Source organism: Bacteroides sp. AM54-2NS (assembly GCF_003602935.1).
Lineage (GTDB): Bacteria > Bacteroidota > Bacteroidia > Bacteroidales > Bacteroidaceae > Bacteroides > Bacteroides xylanisolvens.
On the sequence record NZ_QTMZ01000052.1, the window covers coordinates 6,969 to 33,790 of the forward strand.

Annotated in this window: 28 protein-coding genes and 4 pseudogenes; 6 read left to right on the forward strand and 26 right to left on the reverse strand. The window is 46.4% G+C overall.

The genetic code is table 11. The features are described 5' to 3' along the window. Positions 1-552: 552 nt before the first annotated feature. Positions 553-962, forward strand: a pseudogene (locus DXA05_RS21995) (PcfK-like family protein). A 1-nt stretch (position 963) separates the two neighbouring features. Further along, on the forward strand, positions 964-2,211 hold the full coding sequence (locus DXA05_RS22000) for a PcfJ domain-containing protein (RefSeq protein WP_005868910.1): 1,248 nt from the start codon (positions 964-966) through the stop codon (positions 2,209-2,211). A 99-nt stretch (positions 2,212-2,310) separates the two neighbouring features. Here the strand turns inward: DXA05_RS22000 and DXA05_RS22005 are convergent, their stop codons facing one another. The 25 genes and pseudogenes from DXA05_RS22005 to DXA05_RS22125 form a co-directional block, all read right to left on the reverse strand. Beyond that, positions 2,311-2,796, reverse strand: a complete 486-nt coding sequence (locus DXA05_RS22005) for a hypothetical protein (protein WP_005868909.1) — start codon at positions 2,794-2,796, stop codon at positions 2,311-2,313. A 53-nt stretch (positions 2,797-2,849) separates the two neighbouring features. Continuing rightward, positions 2,850-3,875, reverse strand: coding sequence for a toprim domain-containing protein (locus DXA05_RS22010; protein WP_005868908.1), 1,026 nt, complete (start codon positions 3,873-3,875; stop codon positions 2,850-2,852). Positions 3,876-4,010: 135 nt separating this feature from the next. Next, positions 4,011-4,430, reverse strand: a complete 420-nt coding sequence (locus DXA05_RS22015; protein WP_005868906.1) for a hypothetical protein — start codon at positions 4,428-4,430, stop codon at positions 4,011-4,013. Between the two features lie 22 nt (positions 4,431-4,452). Beyond that, positions 4,453-6,399 (reverse strand): TraM recognition domain-containing protein, encoded by a 1,947-nt coding sequence (locus DXA05_RS22020; RefSeq protein ID WP_005868904.1) that lies wholly within the window; start codon positions 6,397-6,399, stop codon positions 4,453-4,455. Between the two features lie 11 nt (positions 6,400-6,410). Further along, positions 6,411-6,794: a single-stranded DNA-binding protein gene (locus DXA05_RS22025; RefSeq protein WP_007564694.1), complete on the reverse strand. Its 384-nt coding sequence runs from the start codon at positions 6,792-6,794 to the stop codon at positions 6,411-6,413. Between the two features lie 9 nt (positions 6,795-6,803). Beyond that, positions 6,804-7,964 (reverse strand): ArdC-like ssDNA-binding domain-containing protein, encoded by a 1,161-nt coding sequence (locus DXA05_RS22030; RefSeq protein ID WP_284515657.1) that lies wholly within the window; start codon positions 7,962-7,964, stop codon positions 6,804-6,806. 3 nt (positions 7,965-7,967) lie between these two features. Beyond that, positions 7,968-8,153 carry a hypothetical protein gene (locus DXA05_RS22035; protein WP_005868897.1) on the reverse strand — a complete coding sequence of 62 codons (186 nt, stop codon included), beginning with the start codon at positions 8,151-8,153 and terminating at the stop codon, positions 7,968-7,970. 18 nt (positions 8,154-8,171) lie between these two features. Further along, a pseudogene (locus DXA05_RS22040) lies at positions 8,172-9,643 on the reverse strand (DUF3945 domain-containing protein). Beyond that, positions 9,640-10,752, reverse strand: coding sequence for a DUF4138 domain-containing protein (locus DXA05_RS22045; RefSeq protein ID WP_005868893.1), 1,113 nt, complete (start codon positions 10,750-10,752; stop codon positions 9,640-9,642). The pseudogene DXA05_RS22040 and the gene DXA05_RS22045 overlap by 4 nt, the downstream one beginning before the upstream one ends. 12 nt (positions 10,753-10,764) lie before the next feature. Further along, complete coding sequence (locus DXA05_RS22050) at positions 10,765-10,950, reverse strand: hypothetical protein (protein WP_007564699.1); 186 nt, start codon at positions 10,948-10,950, stop codon at positions 10,765-10,767. Further along, positions 10,947-12,230: a conjugative transposon protein TraM gene (gene traM / locus DXA05_RS22055; protein WP_005868892.1), complete on the reverse strand. Its 1,284-nt coding sequence runs from the start codon at positions 12,228-12,230 to the stop codon at positions 10,947-10,949. Before traM ends, DXA05_RS22050 begins: the two co-directional genes overlap by 4 nt. Beyond that, positions 12,217-12,915 carry a hypothetical protein gene (locus tag DXA05_RS22060; RefSeq protein WP_005868891.1) on the reverse strand — a complete coding sequence of 233 codons (699 nt, stop codon included), beginning with the start codon at positions 12,913-12,915 and terminating at the stop codon, positions 12,217-12,219. The genes traM and DXA05_RS22060 overlap by 14 nt, the downstream gene beginning before the upstream one ends. A gap of 4 nt (positions 12,916-12,919) precedes the next feature. Next, a complete protein-coding gene (locus tag DXA05_RS22065; protein WP_005868890.1) occupies positions 12,920-13,975 on the reverse strand; it encodes a hypothetical protein in 1,056 nt (351 codons plus the stop codon). 6 nt (positions 13,976-13,981) lie between these two features. Then, positions 13,982-14,577: pseudogene (locus DXA05_RS22070) on the reverse strand (hypothetical protein). A 5-nt stretch (positions 14,578-14,582) separates the two neighbouring features. Then, positions 14,583-14,803 (reverse strand): annotated as a pseudogene (locus DXA05_RS28455) (hypothetical protein). Further along, positions 14,796-17,402 carry a TraG family conjugative transposon ATPase gene (locus DXA05_RS22080; protein WP_005868887.1) on the reverse strand — a complete coding sequence of 869 codons (2,607 nt, stop codon included), beginning with the start codon at positions 17,400-17,402 and terminating at the stop codon, positions 14,796-14,798. The pseudogene DXA05_RS28455 and the gene DXA05_RS22080 overlap by 8 nt, the downstream one beginning before the upstream one ends. Next, entirely contained in the window at positions 17,399-17,710 is a 312-nt protein-coding gene (locus DXA05_RS22085; RefSeq protein ID WP_005868885.1) for a hypothetical protein, read from the reverse strand. Before DXA05_RS22085 ends, DXA05_RS22080 begins: the two co-directional genes overlap by 4 nt. A 12-nt stretch (positions 17,711-17,722) precedes the next feature. Further along, complete coding sequence (locus DXA05_RS22090) at positions 17,723-18,067, reverse strand: hypothetical protein (protein WP_005868883.1); 345 nt, start codon at positions 18,065-18,067, stop codon at positions 17,723-17,725. Positions 18,068-18,085: 18 nt separating this feature from the next. Continuing rightward, positions 18,086-18,430 (reverse strand): hypothetical protein, encoded by a 345-nt coding sequence (locus DXA05_RS22095; RefSeq protein ID WP_005868881.1) that lies wholly within the window; start codon positions 18,428-18,430, stop codon positions 18,086-18,088. Beyond that, positions 18,427-18,639 (reverse strand): hypothetical protein, encoded by a 213-nt coding sequence (locus DXA05_RS22100; protein ID WP_005868879.1) that lies wholly within the window; start codon positions 18,637-18,639, stop codon positions 18,427-18,429. The genes DXA05_RS22095 and DXA05_RS22100 overlap by 4 nt, the downstream gene beginning before the upstream one ends. Before the next feature lie 18 nt (positions 18,640-18,657). Beyond that, the gene (locus DXA05_RS22105; RefSeq protein ID WP_005868877.1) at positions 18,658-19,236 is read right to left on the reverse strand and encodes a conjugal transfer protein TraO; all 579 of its coding nucleotides are present in this window, start codon (positions 19,234-19,236) and stop codon (positions 18,658-18,660) included. Positions 19,237-19,545: 309 nt separating this feature from the next. Continuing rightward, positions 19,546-20,139, reverse strand: a complete 594-nt coding sequence (locus DXA05_RS22110) for a Crp/Fnr family transcriptional regulator (protein ID WP_005868875.1) — start codon at positions 20,137-20,139, stop codon at positions 19,546-19,548. Positions 20,140-20,391: 252 nt separating this feature from the next. Beyond that, positions 20,392-21,513, reverse strand: a complete 1,122-nt coding sequence (locus tag DXA05_RS22115) for a hypothetical protein (protein WP_284515662.1) — start codon at positions 21,511-21,513, stop codon at positions 20,392-20,394. Positions 21,514-22,205: 692 nt separating this feature from the next. Next, the gene (locus DXA05_RS22120; protein WP_005868873.1) at positions 22,206-22,688 is read right to left on the reverse strand and encodes a DUF3408 domain-containing protein; all 483 of its coding nucleotides are present in this window, start codon (positions 22,686-22,688) and stop codon (positions 22,206-22,208) included. 4 nt (positions 22,689-22,692) lie between these two features. Further along, a complete protein-coding gene (locus DXA05_RS22125) occupies positions 22,693-23,391 on the reverse strand; it encodes a ParA family protein (RefSeq protein ID WP_005868872.1) in 699 nt (232 codons plus the stop codon). A gap of 403 nt (positions 23,392-23,794) precedes the next feature. Between DXA05_RS22125 and mobC the strand changes: the two genes are divergently transcribed. From mobC to DXA05_RS28040, 4 genes are read left to right on the forward strand one after another with little or no spacing between them, the layout of a single operon-like run. Beyond that, the gene (gene mobC / locus DXA05_RS22130) at positions 23,795-24,133 is read left to right on the forward strand and encodes a plasmid mobilization relaxosome protein MobC (RefSeq protein WP_008770294.1); all 339 of its coding nucleotides are present in this window, start codon (positions 23,795-23,797) and stop codon (positions 24,131-24,133) included. After that, the gene (locus DXA05_RS22135) at positions 24,130-25,530 is read left to right on the forward strand and encodes a relaxase/mobilization nuclease domain-containing protein (RefSeq protein ID WP_005868870.1); all 1,401 of its coding nucleotides are present in this window, start codon (positions 24,130-24,132) and stop codon (positions 25,528-25,530) included. The genes mobC and DXA05_RS22135 overlap by 4 nt, the downstream gene beginning before the upstream one ends. Next, on the forward strand, positions 25,527-26,291 hold the full coding sequence (locus tag DXA05_RS22140) for a hypothetical protein (RefSeq protein WP_284515663.1): 765 nt from the start codon (positions 25,527-25,529) through the stop codon (positions 26,289-26,291). The genes DXA05_RS22135 and DXA05_RS22140 overlap by 4 nt, the downstream gene beginning before the upstream one ends. After that, a complete protein-coding gene (locus DXA05_RS28040; protein WP_254880285.1) occupies positions 26,285-26,539 on the forward strand; it encodes a hypothetical protein in 255 nt (84 codons plus the stop codon). Before DXA05_RS22140 ends, DXA05_RS28040 begins: the two co-directional genes overlap by 7 nt. Positions 26,540-26,583: 44 nt before the next feature. On the opposite strand, the gene DXA05_RS28045 is transcribed toward DXA05_RS28040, so the two are convergent. Continuing rightward, positions 26,584-26,822, reverse strand: a 239-nt coding sequence (locus DXA05_RS28045; protein ID WP_284515664.1) for a hypothetical protein, incomplete at its 5' end; no start/stop codon positions are given.

Here is a 26,822-nt window from a genome sequence, read left to right on the forward strand (position 1 = left end):
TTTCTGCCTCCCCTAATGTGCTTTTTTCATAGCTCCATCTGAGATCCTTTGTTTTTGAACGGCAAATTTATTTCGGTGGATGGATACGAAAGAGTTCCGGTCTTCGCCCCTTTGTCCCGAAAAAAATAACGCCGGACGGCTTCGCTGTCCCCAACATTTTTTGTCGTCCAAAACTTTTCTTAATCCCTCCTTCCTTATTGTTGTGTGCCGTAAAAAAAAGGCTCATAAACTCAGATGGGGCATGAAAGCTCAAAAAAAAGTCGGCAGAAAGAAAAGGCCATCCCGGAAAGGGGTTTTAAAAAAAGGTCTTTAAATCTAGCTGAAGCATAAAATTAGAAGTTTAACAAACTAAGTAGCAGAAGTATATGCAAATCATTCAATTTGTTTTTTCGGTCATCATCGCTCTTTGTGCAGTGGCTATGTTTGTCGGAGCGGTAATAACGCCAAGTCCGATAAAGGTTGTGTCGGTTACGTTGTTGGCTCTTATTTGCTATTCTCCTTGTTTCTCGTGAAATTGGCTTATTGTGAAATGAAATCTAAAAATGATATACTATGAAAGTGTCAGAACAATTTAAAAGTACCATCAAGGCATACCTTGATAATATGGCAGCGGTGGATAGTCTGTTTGCTCCAGTCTATCAAAAACCTACAAAGAATATAGATAATTGCATTACCTATATTTTAAACCAAGTGAAGAAAAGCGGTTGCTGTGGTTTTAGTGATGATGAAATTTTTGGTATGGCGTTGCACTATTATCAGGAAGATAATATTGAGGTGGGTAGCCATTGAAATGTAATGTAGTCGTAAATCATCATGTTGAATTGTCAGAGGAAGAAAAGAAAGCGGCTCGTGAGGCTGCTATCAAAAAATTGCAGGAGGAAGAATTGGCAAAGTTGAAGAAGCGTCAACAAGCTAAACGTGAGAACAACACCGAAGTACAAACCCAGTTAACTCTTTTTTGATATGAAACCCAAGACAAAATTACAAATGGAAATCGTGAATGGGAGCAGGAAGTTAGCTCCCGTTTCAGAGGCTCAAAAGCGTTATGCCTATAAACATTGCTTTGTGCATTATTTCAAGCGTGATGCAAAGGGGAATTGCTTTTGTTTGGATTGTGGGCATACATGGCGGGATAAGGAAGATAAGAAAAACTGTAAATGTCCTCATTGCGGTATGAACCTGAAATTGGAGAATAGCAGGAAAAGGACGGCTGTATATAAAGAATATTTTTGTGTGATTACTACATACAAGCAATATCAAGTTATCCGTTTTTTTATGGTGGACTGCCGGCTGAAAAAAGGGTCTCCGGCTAATTACTTTATAATTGAGGCGGTACAGTGTTGGATGAATAAAGAGGGCAAGACAGAAACGCTGTCTTTGCTGCGGGGCATGTCTATATTTTATTACGATGCATGGATATATGGAAGTTCTTTGGAATTGCGTAAGCGGAATGTGCATCATGACCGTATTTATGATATTTGCCCGGCAGTTATCTATCCGAGAATGAAAGTGATACCCGAACTTACGAGGAATGGATTTAAGGGTGCCTTTTATGATATTTGTCCGAGTTCCTTCTTTATGACATTATTAACTGATAATCGGATGGAGATATTATATAAGGCAGGGCAAATGAATTTGTTCTTGAGATTTTTAGAGAGAAAATACGGTATAGATAAGTATTGGACGTATGTAAAAATCTGTTTAAGACATGACTATGTGATACATGATGCGGACTTGTGGCTGGACTATGTGGATATGCTGATAGAAAATAAATTGGATGCGAGAAATCCTCATTATTTGTGTCCGTTGAATGTAGAAGAAGCGCATGATTGGGTGATGGGGAAATGTAAGAAAAAATATTCTGAAAAGGATGAAAAAGACTATATTGCTGCCAAATCACGTTTCTTTAATCTTTCGTTTGCGGATGGAAATATTATGGTTCGGGTATTGGAAAGCCTTTCGGACTTTTACAAAGAGGGAAAGTTGCTGCATCATTGTGTATTCAGCAACGCCTATTATAAGAGAGAAGATTCGTTGATAATGTCGGCAACGGTGGATGGAAGGCGCATGGAAACGGTGGAGTTTTCACTTAGCAGGATGGAGGTGTGCCAGTGTCGTGGAAAGTCTAACCAATTATCAGCCTATCATGACCGGATTCTGAATTTGGTACGGGATAATATACCGTTGATAAGGGAAAGGATGGTAGTGTAATGAATAGCCCACACATCTAAATGTGTGGGAGTTCTTTTTTGGAAGACGCCCAAAAAAGAACCCCAAAAAACGTTGTCGCTACACATCGTTACGCTCGGATTATTTGCTTGTCGGCTTTAGTTTGCCGATACATTTTTCCATGTCGGGGGACAATAGGAAAGAAGCCGTCTTTTTCTGCTGCACCCCTGAGTGTGGCTGGACGATGGCATACCTGCATTTTAATATCTTGCCGATAACTTCCGTACTGTCACGGTGCAGGTACATGGCTTTCATGGCATCCGTTGCTTTCAGGCTTTTTTCGGCTTCCATATAGGCGGAAAAGGACGGTTTGAATAAGGCACGGGGACTTTCCGCTTTCTGTATGACAGCGGATAATTGTGCGCTTTTGTTGTTCAGGTAGCACAGGCTGTCCGATACGGTGACGTCTTCTGTTTCCAACACTTCCAGTAGTTCGAACTTTAAATCCGTCCAGGTGCCGTGAGAATCTGTCTGAACCCATTCCGCAATGGCCTTCTCATAGCCGGGTTTGCTGCATGAGGAAAAGGCAATGAGCAGCATACAAAAAAATAAATGCTTGATATTCATATTGATCTGATTTTATAGGTTGTCGTATTATGTGATGGAGCAAATCTATGAGGTTACTGGCCGTCCTCCGTGGAGGAACAGATGCCACACGAGATTTTCAGATCATCGTTCCAATCCTTGTTTTCCGAAAGTTCGACGTTCTTCAGTTTCCGTACCTTGTTGCGGAGTTCATCGTTACTCAGGCTCTCGACATCAGTCGTATCGCCATGAAAGTAACGATGCAGCCATAGAGTGTACTTGTGCCCTTGTTTGTCGTTGTCAAAGATGCTCCGGAGCTCCTTTACCTGGTTCTTGTCAAGAATCAGGCGTAATAGCCTCATTTGTCCTTCCGTGAATGTCCCTTCCGTAGATACATATACAAGATTGAGGTCGTTTCCGGAATGGCGTAATTGATAGTGGGAGATACAGTCTATAAATGACTCCCCAATGTAGAGAATGTCTATCGGGCGGCTTTTGTCATGGTTGCTGGTCGCCAGACAGTCGAACTTGCCACCGATAATCCCTTTGAATGTTTCATTTCGTTGAGAAATGGCTTGCACACCGTTTTCATTGTACATCTTGATGCACACGTTGCGGTAAACACTCCCTTTGTTCTTTACCTCACGGATAAAGAAAGTGTCTTTGAAGAACCGGCTTTCAATGCTTTCTTTCAGGATACCTCTTTTCTGGAGATAATTGCCCTTGTAGGGTTGTAGCTGGCTCAAGTAGAATTGAAGTTCGTCCGCTCTCATGCTTGTGTTACCTACTTCATACCGGCTTTTTTCGGGTGTCGTGATGCGGTTGGTGTTGATGTAGTTCTGAAGGATCTCCCCCACCTCGCGCAAGGACGGCATTTTTCCGGTTGTTTCAAATAGATGTTCCTGCATCAGATCCATGATACTGCGGCCACGCACGCTGTCACTATGCACGTCCCAATAGGTGTATTGGTTCTGCGAGTTCCGCTTGATGACGATGGTATGCGTTCCGTTGCTCATTTTGGGACAGGAGTTGGAAGAGCCTTCCACGATTTTCCATCCTAGTTCCAGCAGGAAATCGGGCAGAGAAATGGTTGTTTTTATCTGATTGAAATCGACTTTCATAACGTTGACTGGATTAGTTGAATCTCATTTTATCTGAGCTTAGATTATAAATGAGAAAGATTATCTTTCATAAAGATAAGAAATATCATCTAAATATGGAAGAGAAAGTATATGTTTTTTGATTCGTCTGCATTTTTATTTCAAGGTACTGTAAACCAAATCAACAGTAGTGTCTATACCGGGAACGGCCTCCAACTGTTTGCTCTGGTTGAATACGCTTTCCCCGTCTTTTTTTATCTGCATGGTGATGATAGCACTCTCTTTTGAATAGAGAATGCCTTGCACGGTAATTTGGCTGACAGGCTTTTCCGTGCTGTATTCCGCTTTATCGGTGAAACTCTCATCTACGGAAGCTGCGGAGGTACCGGTGCGTTCGTTCCTGAATCTCACGCCGTCAAGATTATATATATGCACACTGCCTTTGGGTGAGGAACCGGTTACGGCTACGGTGATGTGATACATGCCGGCTTTGTCTGTTTCCGATTGGATTTCCTCTTTGTTGCATGAAGCGGCCAATAAGCAGGCTGCCGCTAATAATGAATGAATTTTTCTCATGGTAGGATTCTTTTGTTGAATGTTATCGGATGATTTTTTGTTCTGTCTTGTGTGTCCCGGTTGGCGGAACTGCTGACTTTTCTTTTAATTTGTCCTCTATCTTTTTGAGGATGGCGTTGACATCTTCAATGATTTTGATGTAGTTCTGCTGGATAATCTCTTCCAGGATTTCCAGTTCCATCTCTTCTTTGCCGTTGCCCAGTTTGACCGGTAAGGAGAAACGGGGTATCTCCTTCTCTTCAAAACGGCACATATCCATCTGCACGCTGAAGAATGGCGGCTTGCCTCCGGCAATCTTGCCAATGAAGTGTCCGGCTGCTTGTCCGGCAATGTCCCTTGCCTTTAAGACTTTTTCTTTTTGCAGGCTCTCCGTGACACTGTTATTGCCACCGGCTTGGTGTGAATAAGATTCTTGCGCTTCTTTCTTCTCCCCAAGCAAGTTCTCGATGTCTTTGGCGGTCTTCTCATTTCCGGTCATACCGTAAGCCTGCGTTCCGCAGGAGGCTTTCAGGATGTTGGCACTTTTCTCTCCATAGTCCCTGACCGCTTGGTTGAAGTCCTGAACGGCGAGAATGGTAGCGACATTGTGCTTCCGGGCGGTTCCGATGAAAGTGTCAATGCCTTGCAACAGGATGGTCGGAAATTCATCTACCATGAATATGCTGGTCGCTTTGCCGGGATTGTTCATCTGTGACATCAAGACGCTGCCGATGCAGGAAATAGCAGGGGAAACGGCTTCCTTGATGGTGGGCGCATTGCCTACGCATAACAGCGTTGGGTGTTCCTTGTTGGTTATATCCAAAGAGAACTCTTCTTCGGGAAGTGGCGACAACACCCAGAAGATGTATTTGTTGTTCAGGAGTACCAACGGAGTCTGTGCGGATGATACGGCTCCGGCTGTCTGCTGTTGTGCACCCAGTTTCCAGGCGGTCAGCATGGAGGACATGTTCAATGCGATTTCAGGATCTTCCGACAGCCAGTGGAATACTAGGTTGCTGTCAGAAAGGGCAAGGGCTATCACATGGGGCAGCGTACAGATACCAAGCTTCCTTTCCTTGAAACATTTATAGGCGATTGAATAGACGTAGTTGATGGCATTGTTGGCCCAAAAGTCGGTCTTTTCCTTCCAGCTTGCTTCCAGATTCTTCATCAGTGTCATGATGATATTGCGGATGAATAGCGATTCGTTTCCCTTTGACATGTATTGCGGAGAAAGTACGTTCACCCTGACCGTGCGTGACATATCCACAAAGTTGATATAGGCGAAACGGGGTGTTTCCATCCCCTTGTTCCGGAAATGTTCGATGCTTCCGTATGCGATACGTGAGAGGATGGGTGACTTGTCCTTGGTGGGATCACCCTCCCAATCGTACACGAATCCGGCATAGTTGCGCTCGGCGCACTGGTAGATGATTCCCTTGATCCAGCTCTCTGATTTACCGCTTCCCGGACCGCCGTCGATATAGACATTCTGCTGCGGCTTATGGATGACCAGCGGCCCGGAGGCGGTTTCAAAGCGGAAGTAGAAAGCCGATTCTTCCCGGCTTAACCCGAAAATGCTATCATCGGATTGGGCATGACGCCGGATGAAATAAGGCAGAGTCTTGATGACAAGCAGCGTGTACGCTACGAATAGAATGGGAAATACAAATAGGTTATACCACGCTGATAACCGGCTGAATCCGACAACCAGCATGGATGCCGTAACCAGTGTCATACTGGTGTAAACCCATTTCTTGTTTTCGTCTTTCACTTTGCCAACCGGAAAGAGAAAAGCGAGGCCTCCGATCAGGATAACGTAGAGAAACCGGAATAGGATATCCTTCTCCATCAGCCTTTCCCACATGGCCGGATTACGTAGTGGAGCGTATAATCCCGTAACGATAGCCCACTGAAACAGTACGGCTGTCCCGATGAGCGTGGATAGCAGGATCAGGATGAATGACAGGTCTTTCTTCTCTCTTTCCATGGCCGTTGCTGTTATTGGGGTTGTCCGGATGCCGTTCCGTCACCGCTCTCTTTTTTCTCTGCCTTTCCCAGTAACTCAATGCGTGAGACGGTCAGGCTGACGGATGGGATGTGGCTACCGTCATCCTTCTGGAATACATCGGCATACACATCGCCGCAGACATATACCTGTGTCCCTTTTTTCAGATACTCAAAGACTTTACTCTCGTAATTCACGAAACAGCATACCCATAGGGTCTGTTCCTCGTTGTTCACGTTCTTGTACTTGGTGGATACATGGAAGTTGAATCCTTTTCCGTTCTTGTTCTGCCGGGCATCCGCACCGACATAACCGATAATTTGTCCTGTAAACATAATGATGGTTTTTAAAAGTTTATAATCCGAGCTGTGGCTCATTCATATTTTTCATGGCTGGCTCCGCTTCCATGGAAGGCAGCGAAATGCCGAAAGTGCTGTGTAGCGTTTCAAGGTTGTCGGCTGTAGGATGGTTTGCCGCAACACTTTCCAATAACCGTGATGAAGGGGTAAAACCTCGTTTTTCATCTGCTCCAATACCGGACGGTTGTCTTGCAGGACGGCCTGCGTGAACCGTTCCTCCGGTGTGAGGTACTGTTCCATCCGTGCGGTATGTTCCTGAATCATATTGCTGGCTTTTCCTACATCGGCAAGGATGTTGTAGATGAATTTGGGATCTTCTTTCAAGGCTCCCAGCCAGTTTTTTAGATACATGGCATTTTCTTCCCGGATATGGGTGGATATTCCCAGGCTTTGCCCGACGGTAGCGGAGGTGAGTTCGGCAACCAGTTCCTCTTTGGCATATTGCTTGTCTCCGAAAATCACGCCTTTTTCCCGGTTCAGATGCTCAGGTTCTCCAGTCGAGTGCGCTATCTCATGCAGTAGTGTGGAGTAGAAATTCTCTCCGTCCTTAAACTGCCCCTTCAGGGGTACGACGATATGGTTATCTTCTCCCCTTGCATGGTAAGCACTATTTCCTTCCTTGGAATAAATGGGGCAGATCCATTGCTGTTCCCGTACCATCGCATCAATCAGAGGCACGGTGAGCATCCCTTGCTCGTCCTTGATGGCCGGTATCTTGAATTGCTCCTTCAATGCTTCCCATTTCTCCGGTTTCGTTTCCTGAAGATTGGTCTGCTGTACGTTGAACACATTGTATGTCTTCAGAAACGGCGTGACCTTATATTCCTGCTGCTCGTTTTTATCCAGGTTCTTATATACGTCGAAAGGTATTTTCTTTCCGTTCTTGTCTCTTACTGAGAAATTCCAGTAAATGACTGGGAATGACTTTTCTCCTTTCAGTATGTTAAGGCCGTTGTCTTTGGCTTGCATGAAGGTCATATAGACCGGCAGGCTGTACTGCTCTTTTTCCGAAAGTAGAAACAACATGAAAGAATTTACTCCGTTGTAGGTTCTTCCCTCGATATTTTGCGGAAGTCCCCCACCCTTTATCCCGAACCAAGGCTTTTGCCAGTTGTCTTCCACCTGCTTTATCTTTTCGATCATCAGTTCGGCGAAACGCTGTAATGCTTTATCACTTGCTGTATCCATGATTTATTGGTATAGATTTCTGTTCTCGTAATCAAGCAGCCATTCTCTGGCCGTTTGGTTGTTTGTCTCTTGCTGCTTGGCAGCCATCTCTTCTTGATAGGCTTGTGCAAGCTCTTCCTGTGCAAGTAGAAACTCTAAGTCACTGATTTCTCCTGCAATGTTTTTCTGTACTAATTCATCGTAATCCATAATTCCTGATTTTTTAGGTTATAAGTCATTGAAAGCCCGGTTGATGGTGCTGGCTATCGGACGGGCCATTTCCTTGCTGTTGTCGGGTTTGGGTGTGCTGGCCAGTTTGACATCTCCCAGTGTCTTTGTGCTGCCTTCCATCCCGAAAATCTTTTGTACGGCTATCAGTGTGTTGGCTTGCACACCCGTTTCACGCATCCGGGTAAGGTCTTCTTGAGTGAGCCGGTACCCTTCTTTCTGTATCTCTTGGATGACATGAAAGTTGTCGGTCTGTGCGGCATCCAACAGACGTGTGGCCTGCCTTTCATGTTCGCCCTGTTCTTCCGGCTTGGTGCCGAACAGCTGGATGACTTCATGGGTTTGCCTTTCATCCAGACCGTGTTCCTTACCGATTCCTTTGATAAACTCTTCACTGGGTTTATATCCTTCCTCTTTGAGCTTCCCGATTTTTTCAAAGTCATGTTTGCCCACCGCTTCCTTAAACTCGGCTTCCATATTGCGCCCCTCTTCGTGTTTTTGCTCTTTTGCAGCTTCTATGTTGGCCGCATGGGCTTCCAGTTTGGGGGTCATGGCCTTGATCAGCTCTTGTGCCTTGCCGGGAGTGATACTCTGTATGTTCTGTATCATGACTCCTTTCCTGTCATCCGTCAGTTGGATGTCGGCAATGAAGTAGCCTTCCGGACTGTGCAGCAGCTTGTTCTCCAGTGCATGGCCGTTGGCGAGCAGGTATTTGTCGGCTTTGGTTAACTTGTAGCCGCCATATTCGCTGGTCTGCCCGATGATGTCGGGAATCTTGATTTCCTGGTTGGTGCGCAGGATGACGGAGTTCAGATCCCGGTCAACTTGCAGCAGGATGTCCTTCTTATTTACGGTGATGGGTACGATGTCACCGGCAAGCAGCTGTTCTTTCTCTTTCTTGCCCAACTTCTTTCCCAGCACCTTGTCCGGGATAACCAACGCCTCTTTGCGGTAGAATACGGAGATTCCGTCATCGTTGAAACGGAGCTTCCCCGGTTTGCCGTGTATCTCCATCAAATCAGACATGACACCCTTTTCCAGCTTGGTGCCTTTCCCGTCGAGGATGTTCCCTTGCTTGTAGGCGTATTCATAGAGCGACTGTCCGGTGTAGCATACCTTCAGGCGATGGTCGATGACGGTAAAGCCGTCCTTGTCATGTCCCTTCAGGTTCTCCCACCGCTTGATGCTGATGCCATCCTTCTCCAGCTCGGCGACATATTTAGGATCATTGGCACGTTCCTTGTCAAAAAGGGCGGATACACGTTCTTTTGATTGGTCACGAGGCTTTCATCGTACTTTGCTCCGGCTTTTTCCCTGATTTCGCTTACGCTCATGCTCAGCTCTTCCCCGTCTTTGCGGAACCGGAAATATCCGTCCCGGTATTCGGTCTGATAGCCCAGTGATTCGGCGATGCCGCCGAACTGTCCCACGTTGTCGAACATATAGGTGTCTAATGCTTCTCTCAGTTTCATGGCTGTGGCTTGTATAAGGGTTCTGCGGAAAGGATGTATTCGTTCAACACGGCCAGCTTGATGTGCCGCCCGCCGTTTCGCTCGTAAATCTCGATCTCGAATACCTTATCATCGGGTATCGTGAATTTGTCGAAACCAAGTATCAGCCGGTTCCGGCTCTTGCCCTTGATTTTCGTATCAAAATCTTTCTGATAGATAGGTTCGATGGTCGTTTCTTGCTGGATGGCGTTCTTGCTCTTCTTTTGGTCACGCTGGAAACATTTGACAAACTCGATGTCGTAGTCGATGTATGATTTGTTTTTCAGGTCAAAGATGAAAAACATGAAGTCCTCATGCACATACAGATTGGCCATTGACAACTCAAACTTGTTCTCGATGACCCCCAGGCTGTAGATGTTGCGCTTCTTGGTGCGCAGCTCTTGGATGCATCTTTCCATTTCCTCGCTGTTCACATCCACATGGGCGGTATATTTGCGCTGGTCATCAAAATTGTAGGTGAATACGGAGGTATTGCCCCGTTTGATGGTGATGTGGTAAGTGTTCATGGCCTTATCCACCACAAACAGGTTGGAATATGCCACGGCATCTTTGGCGGTTGATACTTTCAACTGGTTGTTGTAGGCGGCCAGAGTGAAGGACACCTCGTTGCCGGGCGTTCCGTAAGCGATGTCCTCCGGAAAGAAGAACTCGGCCAGATGGAGGTCGCTGACTTCTGCCTGATAGTCATGGTGCTGCCATTTCCCGTTGTCCTCGTAAATGTTCGGGTACGAATCCGTGCCGCCTTCGGGAAGGTAGCGGATGTGATAGGTGTAAACGCTTCCGTCGATGCAGACTACGGTCAGGTTGGTCTCTTCGGTGAATCCTTCCGCTTGCGCCGAGAGCCTGACGATATGGGGCGCCTCTTCTACCCGGCTGGCCATGACAAGCTCCTGTTCGCCGATGGCGATATCAGATACTTGCACAGGAAATACCAGGTGTTTCACACAGTCGAAAGAGATAAAGATGTCTTTTTGGCTGATGGCTTGTTTCCGGGGAGTGCCGTTTTCCTGAGCGAAGAGCGGCAGACTGCACACAAAGCAGTAAAACAGTAGATAAATATATTTCTTCATGTTGTCGATATGTTAAACGGTTCTTGAAAAAAAGGCGGTGAATACGGTAATGCCCCATAGAAGAAGCAGGGTAATGCCGAAAGAAACGGTCAGCGGACGGATTTCTTTAAAGGCTCGTCCGTTCCGGCGTGATACGTAGATCCGATAGCCGAAAAAGACCGCTGACAGCGCAAGCAGGTAATTGAGAATGTCTATCATAATTTGTCTATCAATGTTTGAAGGGGATGATTTTTCTTGTTCGTTTTCTCTTGTTCCATTTGCTCATAGAGCTTCTGTAACTCCGCTTGCACGGCTTGCCTACGCAACTTCGATTCCTGACTCTCTTCTTGGATATACATTTCGTAGTTGGACTTGAGATGTACCTTCACTTGTGAGAGGCTCATGTTCAAGATTTGCTTGGCTACCTGGGTGGTGGCGTTGACTACGCTGGTCACTTCGCTGGCCATCGTGCCGATGGAAGAGAGCGGCATGTCAATGTTCTGTACAAGACCTTGTTCCATACGCTTGGCTGCACTGGCTTTCAGGTTATTGGGCAGGTTCAAACCTTCCATGGCATCATTGTCGAAGACAACCACCGATACGGGATTGAGGTTGTCTCCTACCTTCAGGTTGCTGACTACCACATCGAGGCGGTTGGCTCCCAAAGTGGCGATACCGTAAAACAGCGTGTTGGCCGGTATCTTCATGCCGGATAGGGTTACGTCCTGAAGCAACCGCATCCGTACCGTACTGCCCGTGACTACGGTCTGGTCGCCGTGGATGCAAGCCCTGAAGAGGTTGCTGTTTCCCGGTGCGGAGGTCGGTTGGCGGCGTACCCGCTTGCCGTTTTCGGCATGGTAGATCGGGCCTTTTTGCATCAGGCTGTCGGCGGATGGATGGCCGGAAGGGTTGGCAGCGGCTTTCTCCGTTTTTCCCTCTTGGTCATAATTGACAATCCGTTCATACATGCGCTTGCGGTATTTGTCGGATTCTTCCAGTTCCTTGCGGATGCGTGAGTTCTTCTTGGCTTCCCGGATAATCTCGTTGAGCGCCTGCTCGTCCTCCAGTCCGTCCAGTTGGCTTTCCAGCTGATGAGAGAAGCGTCCGTTCCGGCCACCTCCGTATTCTGCCATGACTTCGCTGTACGGATCGTTCTGCATACGGCGGATGCGCTCCAGTGTGGCACGGTCATACCGCTCCTGCTGGTTTTGCAGCTCGAAGTAAAAATCAGATCCTTTGACCTGAGACTCTTTCAGGATGCGTGCCTTCTCCTGCTCTTCCAGTTTGTCCTGCTTATAGGCTTCCATCTTGTCGTTCACCTTGTCGGCCATTTCCGACTGTGGTTCCAAAAAGGCTTGCGAGGCGGCCTGTCTGTCACTCCCTGACGGCACGTTCCCGTCCTCACGGATGAAGAATACATAAAGGAAGAGGATGCCCAGGATTACCGGGATGGCCATCAACAGCTTGTTCTTGTCTTTGATAAGTTTATTCGGTTCCATGGTCGGTTGGTTTAGAGGTTTCTGACTGGTTTTCATTCTTGCCCGGAGAAGCTGCCTGCGATGTGTTGGTGCCGTTGCTTTCCACGGGTTCGGAATAGCGGACAATCCAATCTTCTATCTTGGCTCCGTGCGCATTTTCCTCGCTGCGGGACAGCATATCATAGATGGTGAACTCCGCTTCGATATTACGTGAGATGCTTCCCCGTGCCCGGTACCCGGTCTGCGTGAAGATTATCTTTCCGGAAACGGGTATCGTTTGTGTGTTAATCTCTACATCCTTGATGCGTACCCCGTAACGGATATTCTTTTGTATGAGTGAGTTCAGCATATTCACATCGTTGTACTCGTTCAACAGCTCCTTCCCCTTGTTGCCTATGAGGTTGAGCGCAAGCGAAATGTTCTTCTCGTAGCTGCTCTCGTCAAAGGCATACCAGTGGGTTACGAAGGTCTTTACATGGTTCATGTATTCGTATTGCCGCATATCGCTGGCAGACAGGCTGCTTGCCTCATAGACTTCTCCCTGCCTGTCGATGACGAGAGCCTGGCCGTATGCTTTTTCTATTTTGTTGATAAGGAAGATGATACTGCTGGCAAAAGCGATAGTCAGAATGATGCAGTACCCGGCTGAAAGCCGGATAGTCAGCTTGACCGCATCATCTGCTCCTTTGAATTTCATCAGATTCATAGTTCTATTTTTTATTGTTGTCGTTTATGAAACTTGCCCCGATAGAGGCGGCACCGCCTACGTTGGTCAGCTTGCCGCCTGCCGCTGCGCCTCCCATCAGGGCGATGGTGGCCGCCGTGGTGACGATTGACACGGTTTTCGAAATGATTTTCCCGGCATCGCTGTGTCCTACGATTTTGGAGGATAGCCAGAAACAGCTGCAATAAGCACCAATCAGGGCGAGATCCATTCCTAAATATTGTATCTGCTGCGTAGCTGCGTCCACCATGTCGGCACTTTCCGTATAGATGGCCTTGAAGGTCTGCCATATGATTTGGTTCAGAATATTGATGACGGTGAATACCATACAGGCGGAGCAGAGCGTACCGAACCAGATACTCAACTGTTTCTGAAAGACCGGCAACATGCTTACGGCAAAGACAAACGGGCCGAGAATGACCAGTAGCTTGACAATGACCACGCCGATACCCAAGATGACTACTTGTATGATTCCTACCAATAGGGCGGAAATGCCATGAAGCACAAGGGTGGCGAGGTTGGCGGGGTTGAGCAGCTGCACAATCTTCTCCACGCTGGAGCGTACACCGGTCATTTCGTCCTCTTCCATCTTTTTATCCAGTTCGTGCTGCATGGCGCCGGTGCTGTCTTCTCCGGCTGCTACCTCCGACTGGAGGCTGTGTTTGTCGTATTCGGCAATCATCTCTCCTTGTTCGATGGCTGATTGTGCCATGAACTGGGCAAATTCCTGCGCACGCTCGGAGGTCAGCGAGGTGGCTTCGTTGATTACTTCCATCGTGCCTACGATGGTTTGGGCGATGGGGGTGTATATGCTTAGGCAGAAGAACAGTACCAGGCAACGGGCGATTTCCATCATGTCGGGAAATTTGTCCTCATTCGGGCTTAACAGCTGGCTGGCTCCGTGATAGAGATAGTTGTATGCTAGGTTGCAGATAAAGCAGATGACACCAACACCGAAGGCGATGACTGTCATTTGCGAAACGAGTTCCATCGTCAGACCGTCCGTGATCTGAAGTCCCCAGAGAAAATTATCTTGATTCATAACGCTTTAATTGGTGTGTCGTGTGAAAGCGGCCAACCGTCCCTGGTAATAGGTCTTCCGGTTATGCCCCTTCATGGATTTGTAAATGACCGTGGAACGCACGGATTCGTTAAACTCACGCATCTCTTCGGCGGCTTTTTCCACCGATTCCTTCACCTGCTCGATAAAGGACATGCGCCCTTCCGAGTTCATCGAGAAGTAACTGGTCACGGTGGCCACTTGAACAGCAGGTCGGTACTCAGGCTCAGATTGACGGTCACACGCTGAAAGTTGAGAAATTTCAGGCAGTGGTAATTCGATCCTACGTTCAGGTAAAAGCTGTAGTCGCTGCTCAGGCAGGCTACGTCGTCCAGCAGGTCGGCAAGCTCTTTCAATGATTTGAGTTCCTTCAACTGGTCGATCTTTTGCAGGCCGAGCCGCAGTTCCTGGGCATCGATCATTTCATTGATTTGTGTAACCCATTTCTTGACATTGGCGATCCATTCCGTTGAGTTCAGCAGGGTGTGGCCGGGATCATGCACGACGAACTGGGCATGAACACTGCCGGTTCCCATCAGCCCTATCGAGGCGGCAAGTCCGAGTATGAGAATGATTCTTTTCATGACGGTTATTTGTTGGTGATGAATAATAGGGTGAATATGACACATACCAGCCAGGCTGTCAGATAGCTCTTGGCATTTTCCTTTTTCGTGGCGAGTGCCCATACCACGAAAATGAGCGCAACGCCCAAAAGTGCGGCGGCAATGCTTCCGGCAAGATTGTATGCGCTGCCGTTGAAGTCGGTTGACCAGCTAGAAGGGCGGTCAGCCCTTGGGTGGCGTCATCCATACTTTTTCCTCCTTTCCTCCAGATAGCGGTTGATGGCCGTATAGGTCGAGCCGCTTTCGTTGAACAACTGCTTCAGTCGTACTACTGTCGCCTGGCGCGAATCGAAGGCTACGGCGGCGAAGTCGGACACCTCGTTGCGGAAGATGAAGGCATCGTTCGACATCTTGATGAAAAACTCTCTCCAGCGTTCCGTGCGCTGCAACGACTCGATCATATAGGCCTCTTCGTCCGTGATGGAAAGCACGGCTTTCACTTCCGGCAGGTTCTGCCGGTGTTCTGAATGGTCGAGGATAATCTTGGTCGCGCAGTTGATGATGATGGAGTCCTTGATACTGGACGGCATGTTTTTCAAAAACAGGATGTTCTGTGCGGCCAGCGTGATGCTTCCCTCCTTTTTACGGAAGGTTCGGTACAGGTAGGCGATGAAGTCTCCGAATTTCTCGTCTTGCAGGAAGTCGAGTGCTTCGTCGATGATTAGCTCTTTGGCAAACCCCTGGCGTTTCTTGATTTTATCCACGATCATTTGCAGGGTGATGATGGCAACGAGTGGAAAGTACTCTTTCTTAGAGGCATCTTCCATATCGAAGGCTATCAGCCGGTCATGCACGATATCCACGTTCTCGGTAGCGTTCAGCAGGAATGACAGCTCTCCGTCCGTATAGGGTTCCAGTAAAAGCAACAGCTCCTCTATCTCGAATTTCTGTTTCTCAAACTCGGTCATCCGTTTGCTGAACACTTCCTTCAGATAAGCCCGGTAAGTTATCAGCGTCGGGAAGATACGCTCATGCTTCTCTCCTATTGAAGAATTGTTCACATAGTCGTAAAATCCGATGACGGATTTCCTGAGAATGGCGTTTTCGGCAGGCAGCATGGGTTCACGTACCTTCCAAATGTAGCTGATAATGGCGACGATGGTCTTTATCTGGTCATCGGCAGACTCGGCATCCGTGGTGTCGATGTACAGGTATTTGCCGTTCTTGTCACGGTCACACAAGAAGGGGTTGAACGCAAATTTCTTCTGCTCGGTAGAGTCGAAGTATTTGCCCCGGTTCAAGGCTATCATCGAGCGGTAAGAGCCGCCGATGTCAATGATCATCACATCCCGGCCCAGCTCATAGCTTTGCAGGATGTAATTGTTCAGCCAGAAAGATTTACCGGAACCGGACGGGCCGATAACGATGCGGTTCTTGTTGTTCAGCGCCGGATAATCCCAGAGGTTTATCTTGGCGGGAGTACCGAAACGGTCATGGTAGATATGCCCTTTCTCGTCCGAAAGGTACATCCCCTCTTTTTGCAGATAGCAGATGGCCTGCTTGGTCGTGTTGACGAAGCCCCGGTAATTGGCCCTGGCATTGCCGGGTATGTTGCAGAAGAACAGGTTGCACAGCTCGGCGTTCTCCACATAGCACGAACTTTGGTTCATAAAGCTGAAGCCTTGCTGTACCAGTGCGGTTTTCCGCATGAGCGAGGTGCGGTCTGTATCGTTCAGCACGACATTGAAGGCGGTATAGGCGGTCTGGTAGTCGAACTGGGTAATCTCATCGCAGAAGGCTGCCTGCTCGCGTTGCTTCTCTGCCGCCGGAGGGTAGAAGTTGGTGATGTAGTTCAGCGCGTCTTTCTCCGCACCGATGGCCGTTACGGTGGCATCTGGATCGGTTATCTCTATCACGATGTTTACGATGTGGTTGAACGGCAGGCCAAGTCCTACGGGGTACAGCATCGAGCATTTGCTCCGTATGCTGTCCGGTATCTCTATGTTTCCCCCGTATGCCTTCGACTTGCCGGTGTGCGGCACGGCCAGTTCCTGAAGATGCTCGCCTTCGTTGGTCAGCGAAAGGATGGAAACGTGCTGCTGCCCTATTTTCATGCTTCCGCTTTCACTGACAGCCATAGGGTTGACGCTCTTCTGCGTGGCATCGTTTTCCGGTGTCTCGTAAGAGAGGTTGACGTAGTCGTAGATGGCGTTGTTCAGTTCCGTATCATCCATCTTGCGTATCTCAAACTGCTGGATGGACGACAAACCGTTCTCAAAGTTCATCAGAAAGGCTTCCATTTCTGTCAGCCGTTGCTGATATTCCTTATAAGGTTGCTTGAACGGGTAGTGCAGCTTTCGCATCAGCGAGGTGCCCGATGCGCTTTTGCGTATCTTACCGTTTCGGCTGCCGTTCGTGAACGTCACATACAGGTTGGTGTAACTGTTCAGTATCTCCTTGCCGTTGAAATGACGGTTGTTCTCCGCTATCAGGGCATTGGAAGAGTATTCTGCATGATGGTATCGCCCCGTATAGTAGAAATTCTGCTGATGGATGACCGTGCCTGCCGGAAGCAGCTTCAAAAGAGCCTCCAACCGCTCATGGATGTATTGCGCCTCGCTTTCCGACAAGGTGAACACTTCGGGCAGAAGCAGCCGGTAGCCGACGGTGATGTCACCGTTCCCGTTGATGACGGCGTTCTCCGTGATGGTCTGGATAGGCAAGACACTTTCCAGATCCACGGATTTGTCCTTCACCTCTATCTCTGTCTGCCGGATATACAGCAGAGCAATCAGCAGGCACAGCGCACAGATTAGCAGGGATATGAGTATGATGATTCCTATCATGGTTGCTGTTTTAGGATGAATTTGAAAATCTGCCGTTTGTCCGTTATCTGCCGGGGGGTGGCGTTCTTGATCCGGAGGCCGGTCAGGTAGTCCGGGTTACCGGCCTTGTGTTCCTTTTTCAAGGTTTGGAACAGCAGACCGGATAGAAACAGAATGGCGGAAATGATTCCGATGATGAGTATCGGGTGCAGCTGCTTGAATATGCTCACGATGATGATGATGGCCGTCAGCAGCATGAAGATGGCGAACTGTCCCGATGACAGACCGAAGAACTTGATCGGCTTGTTGATTTTACGCATGGTTCTCATGGCTCTTCGTTTTTAGATAATCAGGAAGGCTACCATGATGACTACCACGGCGATGATCCAGCCGAGCAGGTATTCCTTGGCATGGGGATTGTTCGTGGCAAGCGAATAGATGACAAAGACCAGAGCGATGCCGAGTACCGCCGCCAAAATGTATTTGGCTACGTCCAGAATGGTGTCCGCACCCTCTTTGGCTTTGTCTGTCACTTCGGATAGGCTGTTAATCTTCAGGCCGCTTTGTGCCTCCGCCACTTGTGCCGTTCCCAACAGCGTGAAGAATATGAGAAAGGTGAAGATAACCTTTCCATAGCGGTTAATGACTTGGTTCGCTTTTTCTCTTACATTTTCGATTGCTTTCATTTTGTTCCTATTTTTTAATTAAACATGAATCGTTTTCAGTCTCTCCCATTGCACATCCTTATACTTGATGGATATGGGCTCTTCTTTCGGCTGTTCCGGCAGTGGTTTGCCTGAGTAGTAGTAGGCTCTTCCATGCAGGTACATATCGGCTATCTCGGCAGCCAATTCCTCTTCTTCCAGCTCAGGCTGAAATACCACGCAGATGACCGGACAGGCTCTCTCCTGCCCTTCCTTGCGCACCGCCTCCCTTATCGGCTTCTCTTTCTCCTTTCCGGAAGAAAGTGCTTTCTTCTTTTTCCGAAAGTAAAAGTGAAGCGTGACACAGGCGAGTATGGCAACCAGTATCAAATCCACTACGTTCATAAGAGTTGCCAGATAATGAGCCAAGTGACCAATGCCGTGATATAGGTGATGATGGCCTCTTTGGTGCGCTCGTGGTTGCTTATCAGCTTTTTAAGTACCGCTAGTCCGGCACATAGAAAGCCTACCCCTATCAGCATGGCGCCTATTTCACGGTATAAGGAGATCAGGCCGGATACATTTGTATCGGCTAACAATATGATAATAAGCATGGTGATATGATTTGTCGGTTAGTAGAGCAGTATCTTTATTCCTACGTTCCAGACAGTGTTCCACTTGTCAATGGATAGGGGATTCCAATGTTGTTGTATGCGGGCAAGCAATGCCGTTCGGGGCAGGATGAATACTTCCAGTTCCGTTTCCAGTTTCGGGCCGATGATGAAGTTGTATTCCTTATCGGGGTGGCGGACGTATTCTGTACCGATGAATCCTCCCAGGCCGATGCCCCAGTAAACGGATTTCAGGTTGCAGGCCAGGGTTCTGTAATAACCGCCGTCCACAAAAAAGTCCTTACCCTTGTCATGTATCGTTTCGGGAATCGTTTCTTCCGGGTTCAAGGTAGAGACTTGCGGTAGGTTGGCTGTATATTCGTAAGGTTTCTCAAAATAGCTAAACCCGGCTTTCCAATAGCTTGTCCGGTTGATGTATCTGGAAAAGGACAGGTTGTAATAGTTGCCTGCATTGCCGAACAGGTTAGTGCCGTAGTTCAATTCAAGTGCCGGGATGTTCTCATAATGGCGTTGCGCAAAAGCGCTTACGGTGCATAACAGCAGGCTAAGGCTGATAGCAGTCAGTCTGATGTGTTCCATGGGAATTACTCTTTAGGTTATTAATGTTATATATTTTTCTATTTGTCTCATACGGTGTTTCCAATTTACGCGGATTCCTGTCGGCAGAACCGAATCAAGGTGCTTATCGCGTTGTTTTCGCTCCAAACATATAGATTATATACGGGAGGACAAATTTTATGAAGGGCTTTTAAAGGGCCTTTCGTGTTTATTTAATGTGCATTAAAAAATACATGTGCCGTAAACCGGCAGGTGTGGAATAATTCTACAGAAAAAAGCCGGATAGGATTAGTTGTGTAAAACTGTCCTGCCCGGCTTATAGGGTTTGGTTTATATGCGCTTTCGGATGTTGCTCAATGCTTGTGGCGTGATGCCGATATAACTTGCTATGTCTTTTAAGGGTATTGAACGTAACAGCCATTTTTCATTGGCCAAAAGCGCTTTGTAACGCGCTTCGGCATCCAGTGTGTAAAACTCCTCTTCCCTTATTATTTTGCGGTTGATGGATCTTACCAAATGTATTCTGGCCAGCTTGTTGAAATTGATGGATAACTCATATAGCTGATGAAGATCTTTTTTGGGCAATCTCCAGATCTTGCATGGCTCCAATGCCTTGATATTGTAGTGGGCATGGTGTTCTTCATGTGAAAGGAAAAAATTGATGAACTCTTTGGCTTGGATAAACCGTGCTGAAATCTCTCTATTCTCTTTGTCCGGAAACCATAACCGGACGATGCCGGATTCCAGATAATAGAGGTAGCATACTTCCTCGCCCCTGGTGACGAGGTGTTCTCCCTTTTTGATATGGATAAGCTCGAAATGAGCATCAAGATACGCCTTTTCTTCGTCTGTCATCCGCACGTGAAGATGGGCGCCCATTACCATGAGCGTCTCATCTATCAGGGTGGCAATTGTTTGAACCATTGAATTTGTTTTATGTTTATATAAGGGTACGGAAACGTACCCTCTAACATGGACGTGGCGTTCCAACAACAAAGGCACGCCCCGTACCAGTTTCATACTGGTACAGGCATGCGCCTGTTGTTGTTAATTCCTTAACGATAGATGCCACTCTTTTGTTAGACAGACGGACGTATGTAAAAAGCGGGCTGCCAATTTTCTGACAATCCGCTGCAAAGATACTATTTTATGGTTTTTGTTCCAACTTTTAGGGATTTAAGTTGACGGCAAGGTCTTCTGGACGAATGCTACTACCTTTATATAGATATCCCGGTAGATGTTCTCCTTAATCTCCTTGTCCTCTTCAGAATAAAGCCATGCGGTAAATTCATGATAATATTCGCCGGTTCCCAATTTAAAGAAATCCTTATATTGATAATGTCTGCTCACGGGAATGCCTTTCTTGTTTAACAAGAAGCATGATTTAAGCGCATCGTGATATTGCGAGGTCAGTATCGCCTTTATCTTTTCGTCGAAATATTCCAATGTTTCCTGGTCAAAGAAAAACTGTACGGTGTAGGGCCACTTCTCCCCTTTTCCTTTGATGTACTGGTATTGGAATTTGGTTCTCTCCAGCTTTTTGTTGATACCGTTTAAGATGCTGGTCACCTTCTTCTTCCGGTCATGGTTGTCCTTTACCGTTACATCAAATTCCTTGGCAAGTTGGTCAACCGTAACGGTGAAATAAGGTGCTTGTCCTTGGTCAATCTTATACTTGATCAGGTAAATCATTTTCGCCAGGTTCAGATAAAACTTGCGGTAGCCTTTGCGGTTGGGCAGGTTACGGTAGTCTTTCAGTTCCAGCAGATTGTATTCGGTAAGCAAAGTATTCATCAGATCTTTGCTCAGATGCACGTTGTAATTCCGCTTGGTGCGCTTTTTCGTGCCGAAGTTATCCTTTATCTCAAAGCGGTCCAGTATTTGAATGAACTTATATTGCGTCTTGCCGTTCATGGCGTATGCTACACTGAGGTTGGATGTCCCTAAACGGTATAACGCCGCTTCAAAGGTGTTCTCTATCGGATGCTCTATCTTTTGGCCGTTCTGTTCGGTGATATATACCGGACGTTGGTTGCTGAACAGGAAATCAAGCTGCTTCTCGGTCAGTTTTCGTTGCAACTTGGTTCGTTCATACCCCATGACCTCACAAAAATCGTTGATGGAGAACCAGCAGTCGCCGAACAGATCTTTCATTTGTGAAGATGCCACGTAAATGATAATGTCAGACATGACAGTGCCGCCTGCATCAAATAGAACTTCCAATACTTTCGTGTTGGAAGACTCGCTGAGAGTCCTGGGGACTCTGCTCAACTCTTTTTGTGTATTACTTTCCTTCATAGGCGGACACTTGTTGTTTACTGATGCAAAGATACGTTTTTTTACGGAGATAGTGAATCTAACTCCCTATAAATGAAGATTCCAAAGCATTTTTTTCGTGCTGTTTCTTGATTTAGTTGTGTAAAAGTGTCCCGACTACGGCTGTTTCCGATCCCCCAGTTGTGTAAAAGTGTCCCGAATGGCCGGTTTAGTTGTGCAGAAGTGTCCCGGATTCCTGATTTAGTTGTGTAAAAGTGTCCCGAATGCAGATTCTAGTTGTGTAAAAGTATCCCGACTTTCCTGTTCAGTTGTGCAGAAGTGTCCCGAATAGTCGGTTAGTTGTGCAGAAGTGTCCCGGTTACGAGAAGATGCCAGTAAGTGCTAACTTGCAATAATATAGTTGATTATACGGAAAACCTCCCTTATTAGTTGTGTAAAAGTGTCCCACAAATACTTAAATCCCTAAAAACCTAAATAAAACGAAGAAATGATTTTGTTACCGTATTCTTACTTTCGGAAAAAATTTTGAGGTGGAAACAAGTAGAGGTTTGAATTCTTTAACATATTGTCCAGGATAATAGGCAAAGGGATTTTTCCGCAGTTGTGTAAAAGTGTCCCGGTTCAATGCCGGCCTTCACTAAAACGGTGTGCAAAAATAACGCCTGCCCGACGGATGCAGTCGAACAGGCGTATATATTTTTCCGAAAGTAGAATCAGATGCTCATATACTTCTTCAGTATCGCTTGAATCTCCTTGTTATGGCTGGTCAATATGTCTTCAAGAATGTTGTTTGCGATGTTGTGCATTCCTAATCCAGTGGCCATAGCAATCTGCTTCAGCTTTCTGTGGGTTTCGCTGGATATCCGGATTACTTCGGTGTTCTTTAATTTTCGCTCTTCCAGATATTCCGAGAATTTTTTTCCGCAGACTTTGCTTTCTTCTGTTTTTGGAGAAGACTGCACGGAAGGTTTGGATTCCGGCTTTTCCATTTGTTCCGGCTGAGGTTCTTGGACGGTTTCTTTGACTGGAGCCGATTCTTTCACCTCTTCATGGATGGGGTGCTCAATCGCAGGTTGGGGGATAGTGCTTTCCGCAACACTTCCGATCTGCTGGATTTCCTGCTCTTTCTTACTGGCGCTTTGCAGCAAGAGTTTTCTCATGGCGGCTGATGATGTCCTTTCTTTGTTGGTTGCCATAGCTTTATTCTCCTATATGGTTACAGATTAATTCCAATACCTCTTCACAGAAAGCATCACAGGGATGATGGTACGCTTTACTCAGCGTACTTAAATTGCGTTGATAGTCAACCCTTGAATCCTTGATGTAGTTTTGCATCAACTCGAAAGGCAAGGTTTTTTTATTTTTCAAAATTTCTTTGAACTCCAGCACATTCGGAAGAACACGGTTCATAACACCACGCACGGTAGTCTTTTTACCAATCTTTCGACGGCTTTCGATAATCCCTTCATAGATGTTATAGTAAAAGGTCAATGTAGGTCTTAAATCGGTCTGGTTCGGTTCGAAGGGAATGATGATCACGTCAACGAAGTGCAGCGTTTCAACTACACCGTTTTGTTTCAGGTTACCCGGAAAATCGACAAGTATAATGTCGTAATTGTCCTGAAGGAAATCCAGTTGGTTGATGAACTCTGAGGAAGAGATATTGATAACCTCATATTCTTCTTCCTTTTTCATGATTCCGTCCTCGGCTTCGTCCTCACGTAATTTTCCGATAGTGTTCTGCATGTCGTCGATATCCACCACGGCAATGGATAAGCCCCCCTCTTCGTTTGACTGCGAATGAATATAACCTGCAAACAAAGCTGTCAGCGTAGACTTCCCTACCCCGCCCTTGGGATTCTCAAAAGCTACGACTACTCCTGGTAATATTTGTCCCATAATGTACGTTTTTAAGTATGTGCGCAAATATATAAATAATAAATTAAATAATTGCATACTTTTATAATTAATTTATTATACACTTTTTTACTTAATTGTATAAGTAATTACATATATAAATATAAATATAAATATGTACATACTTAATCTTATAATTAAGTATGTATGTTCATACTTTGTAATAATATAATTAGTAATTATGTATTTTGTAACTAATGGCTTTCCGTTCGCCTGTTACAATGTGCGTAGTTACTTTGTAACAAAGTGAGCGGTTAATCTGGATTAAGAAATCAAGACTTTTGTCTGGTTTTGTTTCACAGCTGAGTATTATTGTATATCTTTGCTAATGCAAGGTATGTTTTTGTGGGTACAAAAAACCTTGCGACAGCCGAGCTGCCGACCAATGTTCGTTACACTCACATACTCTGTATATATGAAAGAGAATCGAGATATAAGTATAAAGATCCGCTTGACGGAAGCCGAGAAAGAACAGCTTCTTCAACGTTCAAAGGAAGAGGGAAAATCCCTTTCTTCCTTTATCAGAGAGTCTGCCTTGAAAGGCAGAAGCATATCGAAAACCGATGTGCAAATGATATATGAACTTCGTAAAATAGGAGCCAATATCAACCAGCTTGCCAAACATATCAATACGCTTCCGTCCGATGAAAATATATTGTATTCATTGGATCGGATTAACCAATACCTTTCGGATGTAGAAACCATTAACCGGAAATTGTTATGATAGCCGAGATACAACCTTCTTTCTCATCCCACCTGTCCATGAGCCGGAAAATTGAATACCAGCTTTCCAAGGTCAAGGAAGGAAACGGAAAAGTGCTTTACACCTCCACTGGTGACGAACTGGCCGCCATGCCAGCCTACATGAAACTTATCTCCCAGTTGAATGACCGGGTGAAACTACCTTATGCGGAATTTATTCTGAGCCTCTATCCGGGAGAAAGCCTTTCCGATGAACAGTGGCTTTCTCTTGCCGGGGAATATATCGAGAGGATGGGGTACGGAAAGTCCTGTTATGCCGTTGTCCTAAATACCGACAAGGCACACAGCCATGTGCATGTGCTGCTGACCACAATTGATGAAGAAGGCAAAAGCATTCCTTCCGGAAATAATTACAGCCGTTCCGAAAAGATCTCAAGGGAACTGGAGCAGAAGTACGGTCTGTTGCCTTTGGAAAGGGAAGGAGGCAAGAGAACCACGTTGGGAGAGGCGCAATACCGTAACTATTATTTCGATGCGGCCTTGAAGAAAGCCATGCGTAGTTATAATTACAAGGATAAGGTATCGGCTGTCCTGGAACAATCCGATACATACCGGTCTTTGAATAAACCCTTGCAAGAAATAAAATTGGCCAATGAAGAATGGCGTGTCCTATTGGGGGATGAAAGCTATGACAACCTTTTCGCATTGCTGGAAAAAGGAGGTTTTTTCAACCCCTTGTTCAAGGATGAACTGTTACAACAGCTTGACCGCATCTACTCTTTTTCCGAAAGTACATCCGATTTCCGAAGGAACCTGGAACAAGAAGGATTGTATATGCGTCTGGTCACCAAGAAGGACAAATCCTATTATGTCTATGGCATCAAGGATTCAGGCTTTTACCTGAAGGACGTTTCACTTCCTCAGAAATATCGTTTTGGTAATATTCGTTTTGATGGCCGGGGCATGAGCGCCGATGAACAGAAGCATTATCTCTATGACCATGTGTTTAAGGCATTGAACGCTTCTTTAGGCTATGAGGATTTTAAGAAAAGGTTGGCGGAAGAATCGATCCGTGTGACGGAACATGTAAACAGCAAAGGCGCATACGGGATTTCCTTTTATATGGAAAACGTGGAAAATGCTCATGTCTTTAAAGGTGCGGATCTTTCCCGTAAGCTCACTTATCAGAATATCCAGAAGCATTTCGATGGTGTGGCTGTCGGTCTCTCGCCACATATCGATAGGGTAGGGGAGTTCCGTGAGCGGGTGGATCGTGAGGCTTTCTATATGCAGGGTGGGGGAGTTATGGCCATTCCGGAACTTGACATTACCGGCAGCGGGAAGAAGTCGCAAGAGGATGATCTCATACCGTCCAAAAAGAAACGGAAACGCAAGAGTGGTCCCGATTTCTCATTATGATGAATACTAACTTAATATATTTGCTTTATGAATTATCAGACCGTTTTACAGAATTATCATCCACTGAACAGGGGGATTTCATGTTGAGATATGAGATAGGTGGCCGGGGATATGTCGTTTACTCACCGGAGAAGGATGCGTTGTCTTGTATTGAATTACATGGCTTTTCCGAGCTTACTCCTTGGCAATTGGCTTTTGTTCTTTCCTTGGATATGCAGCAGATGAAAGAACAGGACGAGCTTTCTCTCTTCGTATGTTGTAAGCGAGAAAAGCTCTTGTCTTATCTTTTCGATGTGGAGGAAAGCGAAACCGTCTTGAAGACAAAGCACGTGTCCGGTTGGCAGGGCTATCTGATGATGGATATCCATAAGCCGGACAGGGTACGGAACGTGTTCCAGTTCCATCCGGAAACGAAAGAAGCCCGTTTGGTCTTTGATAACCGTTTATGTGTCGCTTCCCTTCGTGAGAAAGAAAAAGGAAAGCTCATCCATCTCTGTTGGAGTCCTTCTGTCTTTGCTGCCATCGATAAGGGAGGAGAGCGTACCGCACCGGCTTATCTGTTGGCTTCTGATGCTGCCTTGTTGCATGGGTATGCCATGAAACAGATTGCGGAATGCTTTGCCGGTACACCGGTTGAAGAACGGGTTATCGGTATTCATGTAGGGGATAATGTCTATGAGCCTTGTCTTTTGTGTGCTATTACGTCCGTAACGTGCAGGATGAATATTTGGTTATTCCTGAGCGGAAAGATGGGATGGTGATTCTTGAAACCCCGAAATGGAATCCGATACGCCAGGCTAACTTCGTGGCTTCACTGAACAAGATGGCGGTTGACCAGGCGAAGAAACGCTATCCGGAAATGGAGGTTCCGAATGAACGGCCATTCACGTGCCTCTCTTTTGCCCGGAAGTCTTTCGTCTATTTCCCGGATCTGAAGGTGTATCAGGAGGTGTTCTTGAAGATGTATTTGGGGTTGGTGAGGTTACAGGAGGTGCATTTGCTGGGGTAAGGAACAATTGCAGTGCTGCTTATAAAATAGTGGCACTACTATTGTTAGAGTACTTCTATCATTCCTTTGGTTACGGCATCGGCCAGTAGTCTTTTTACAATCCTGCCACTGGGAGGATTGGTTATCCCAAGCGTTATCTCAACCCTGTTTGATAGAGGATGATAGTGCAGGTATTGGAGGATTTTCATACAGGTACAATTCGCATTGATAAAAATGAAAGCGTCACCGTCCCGTACATTCTTTCCCATCTGGTTGGTCACGATGCCGCTAAGCGTATAAAAAC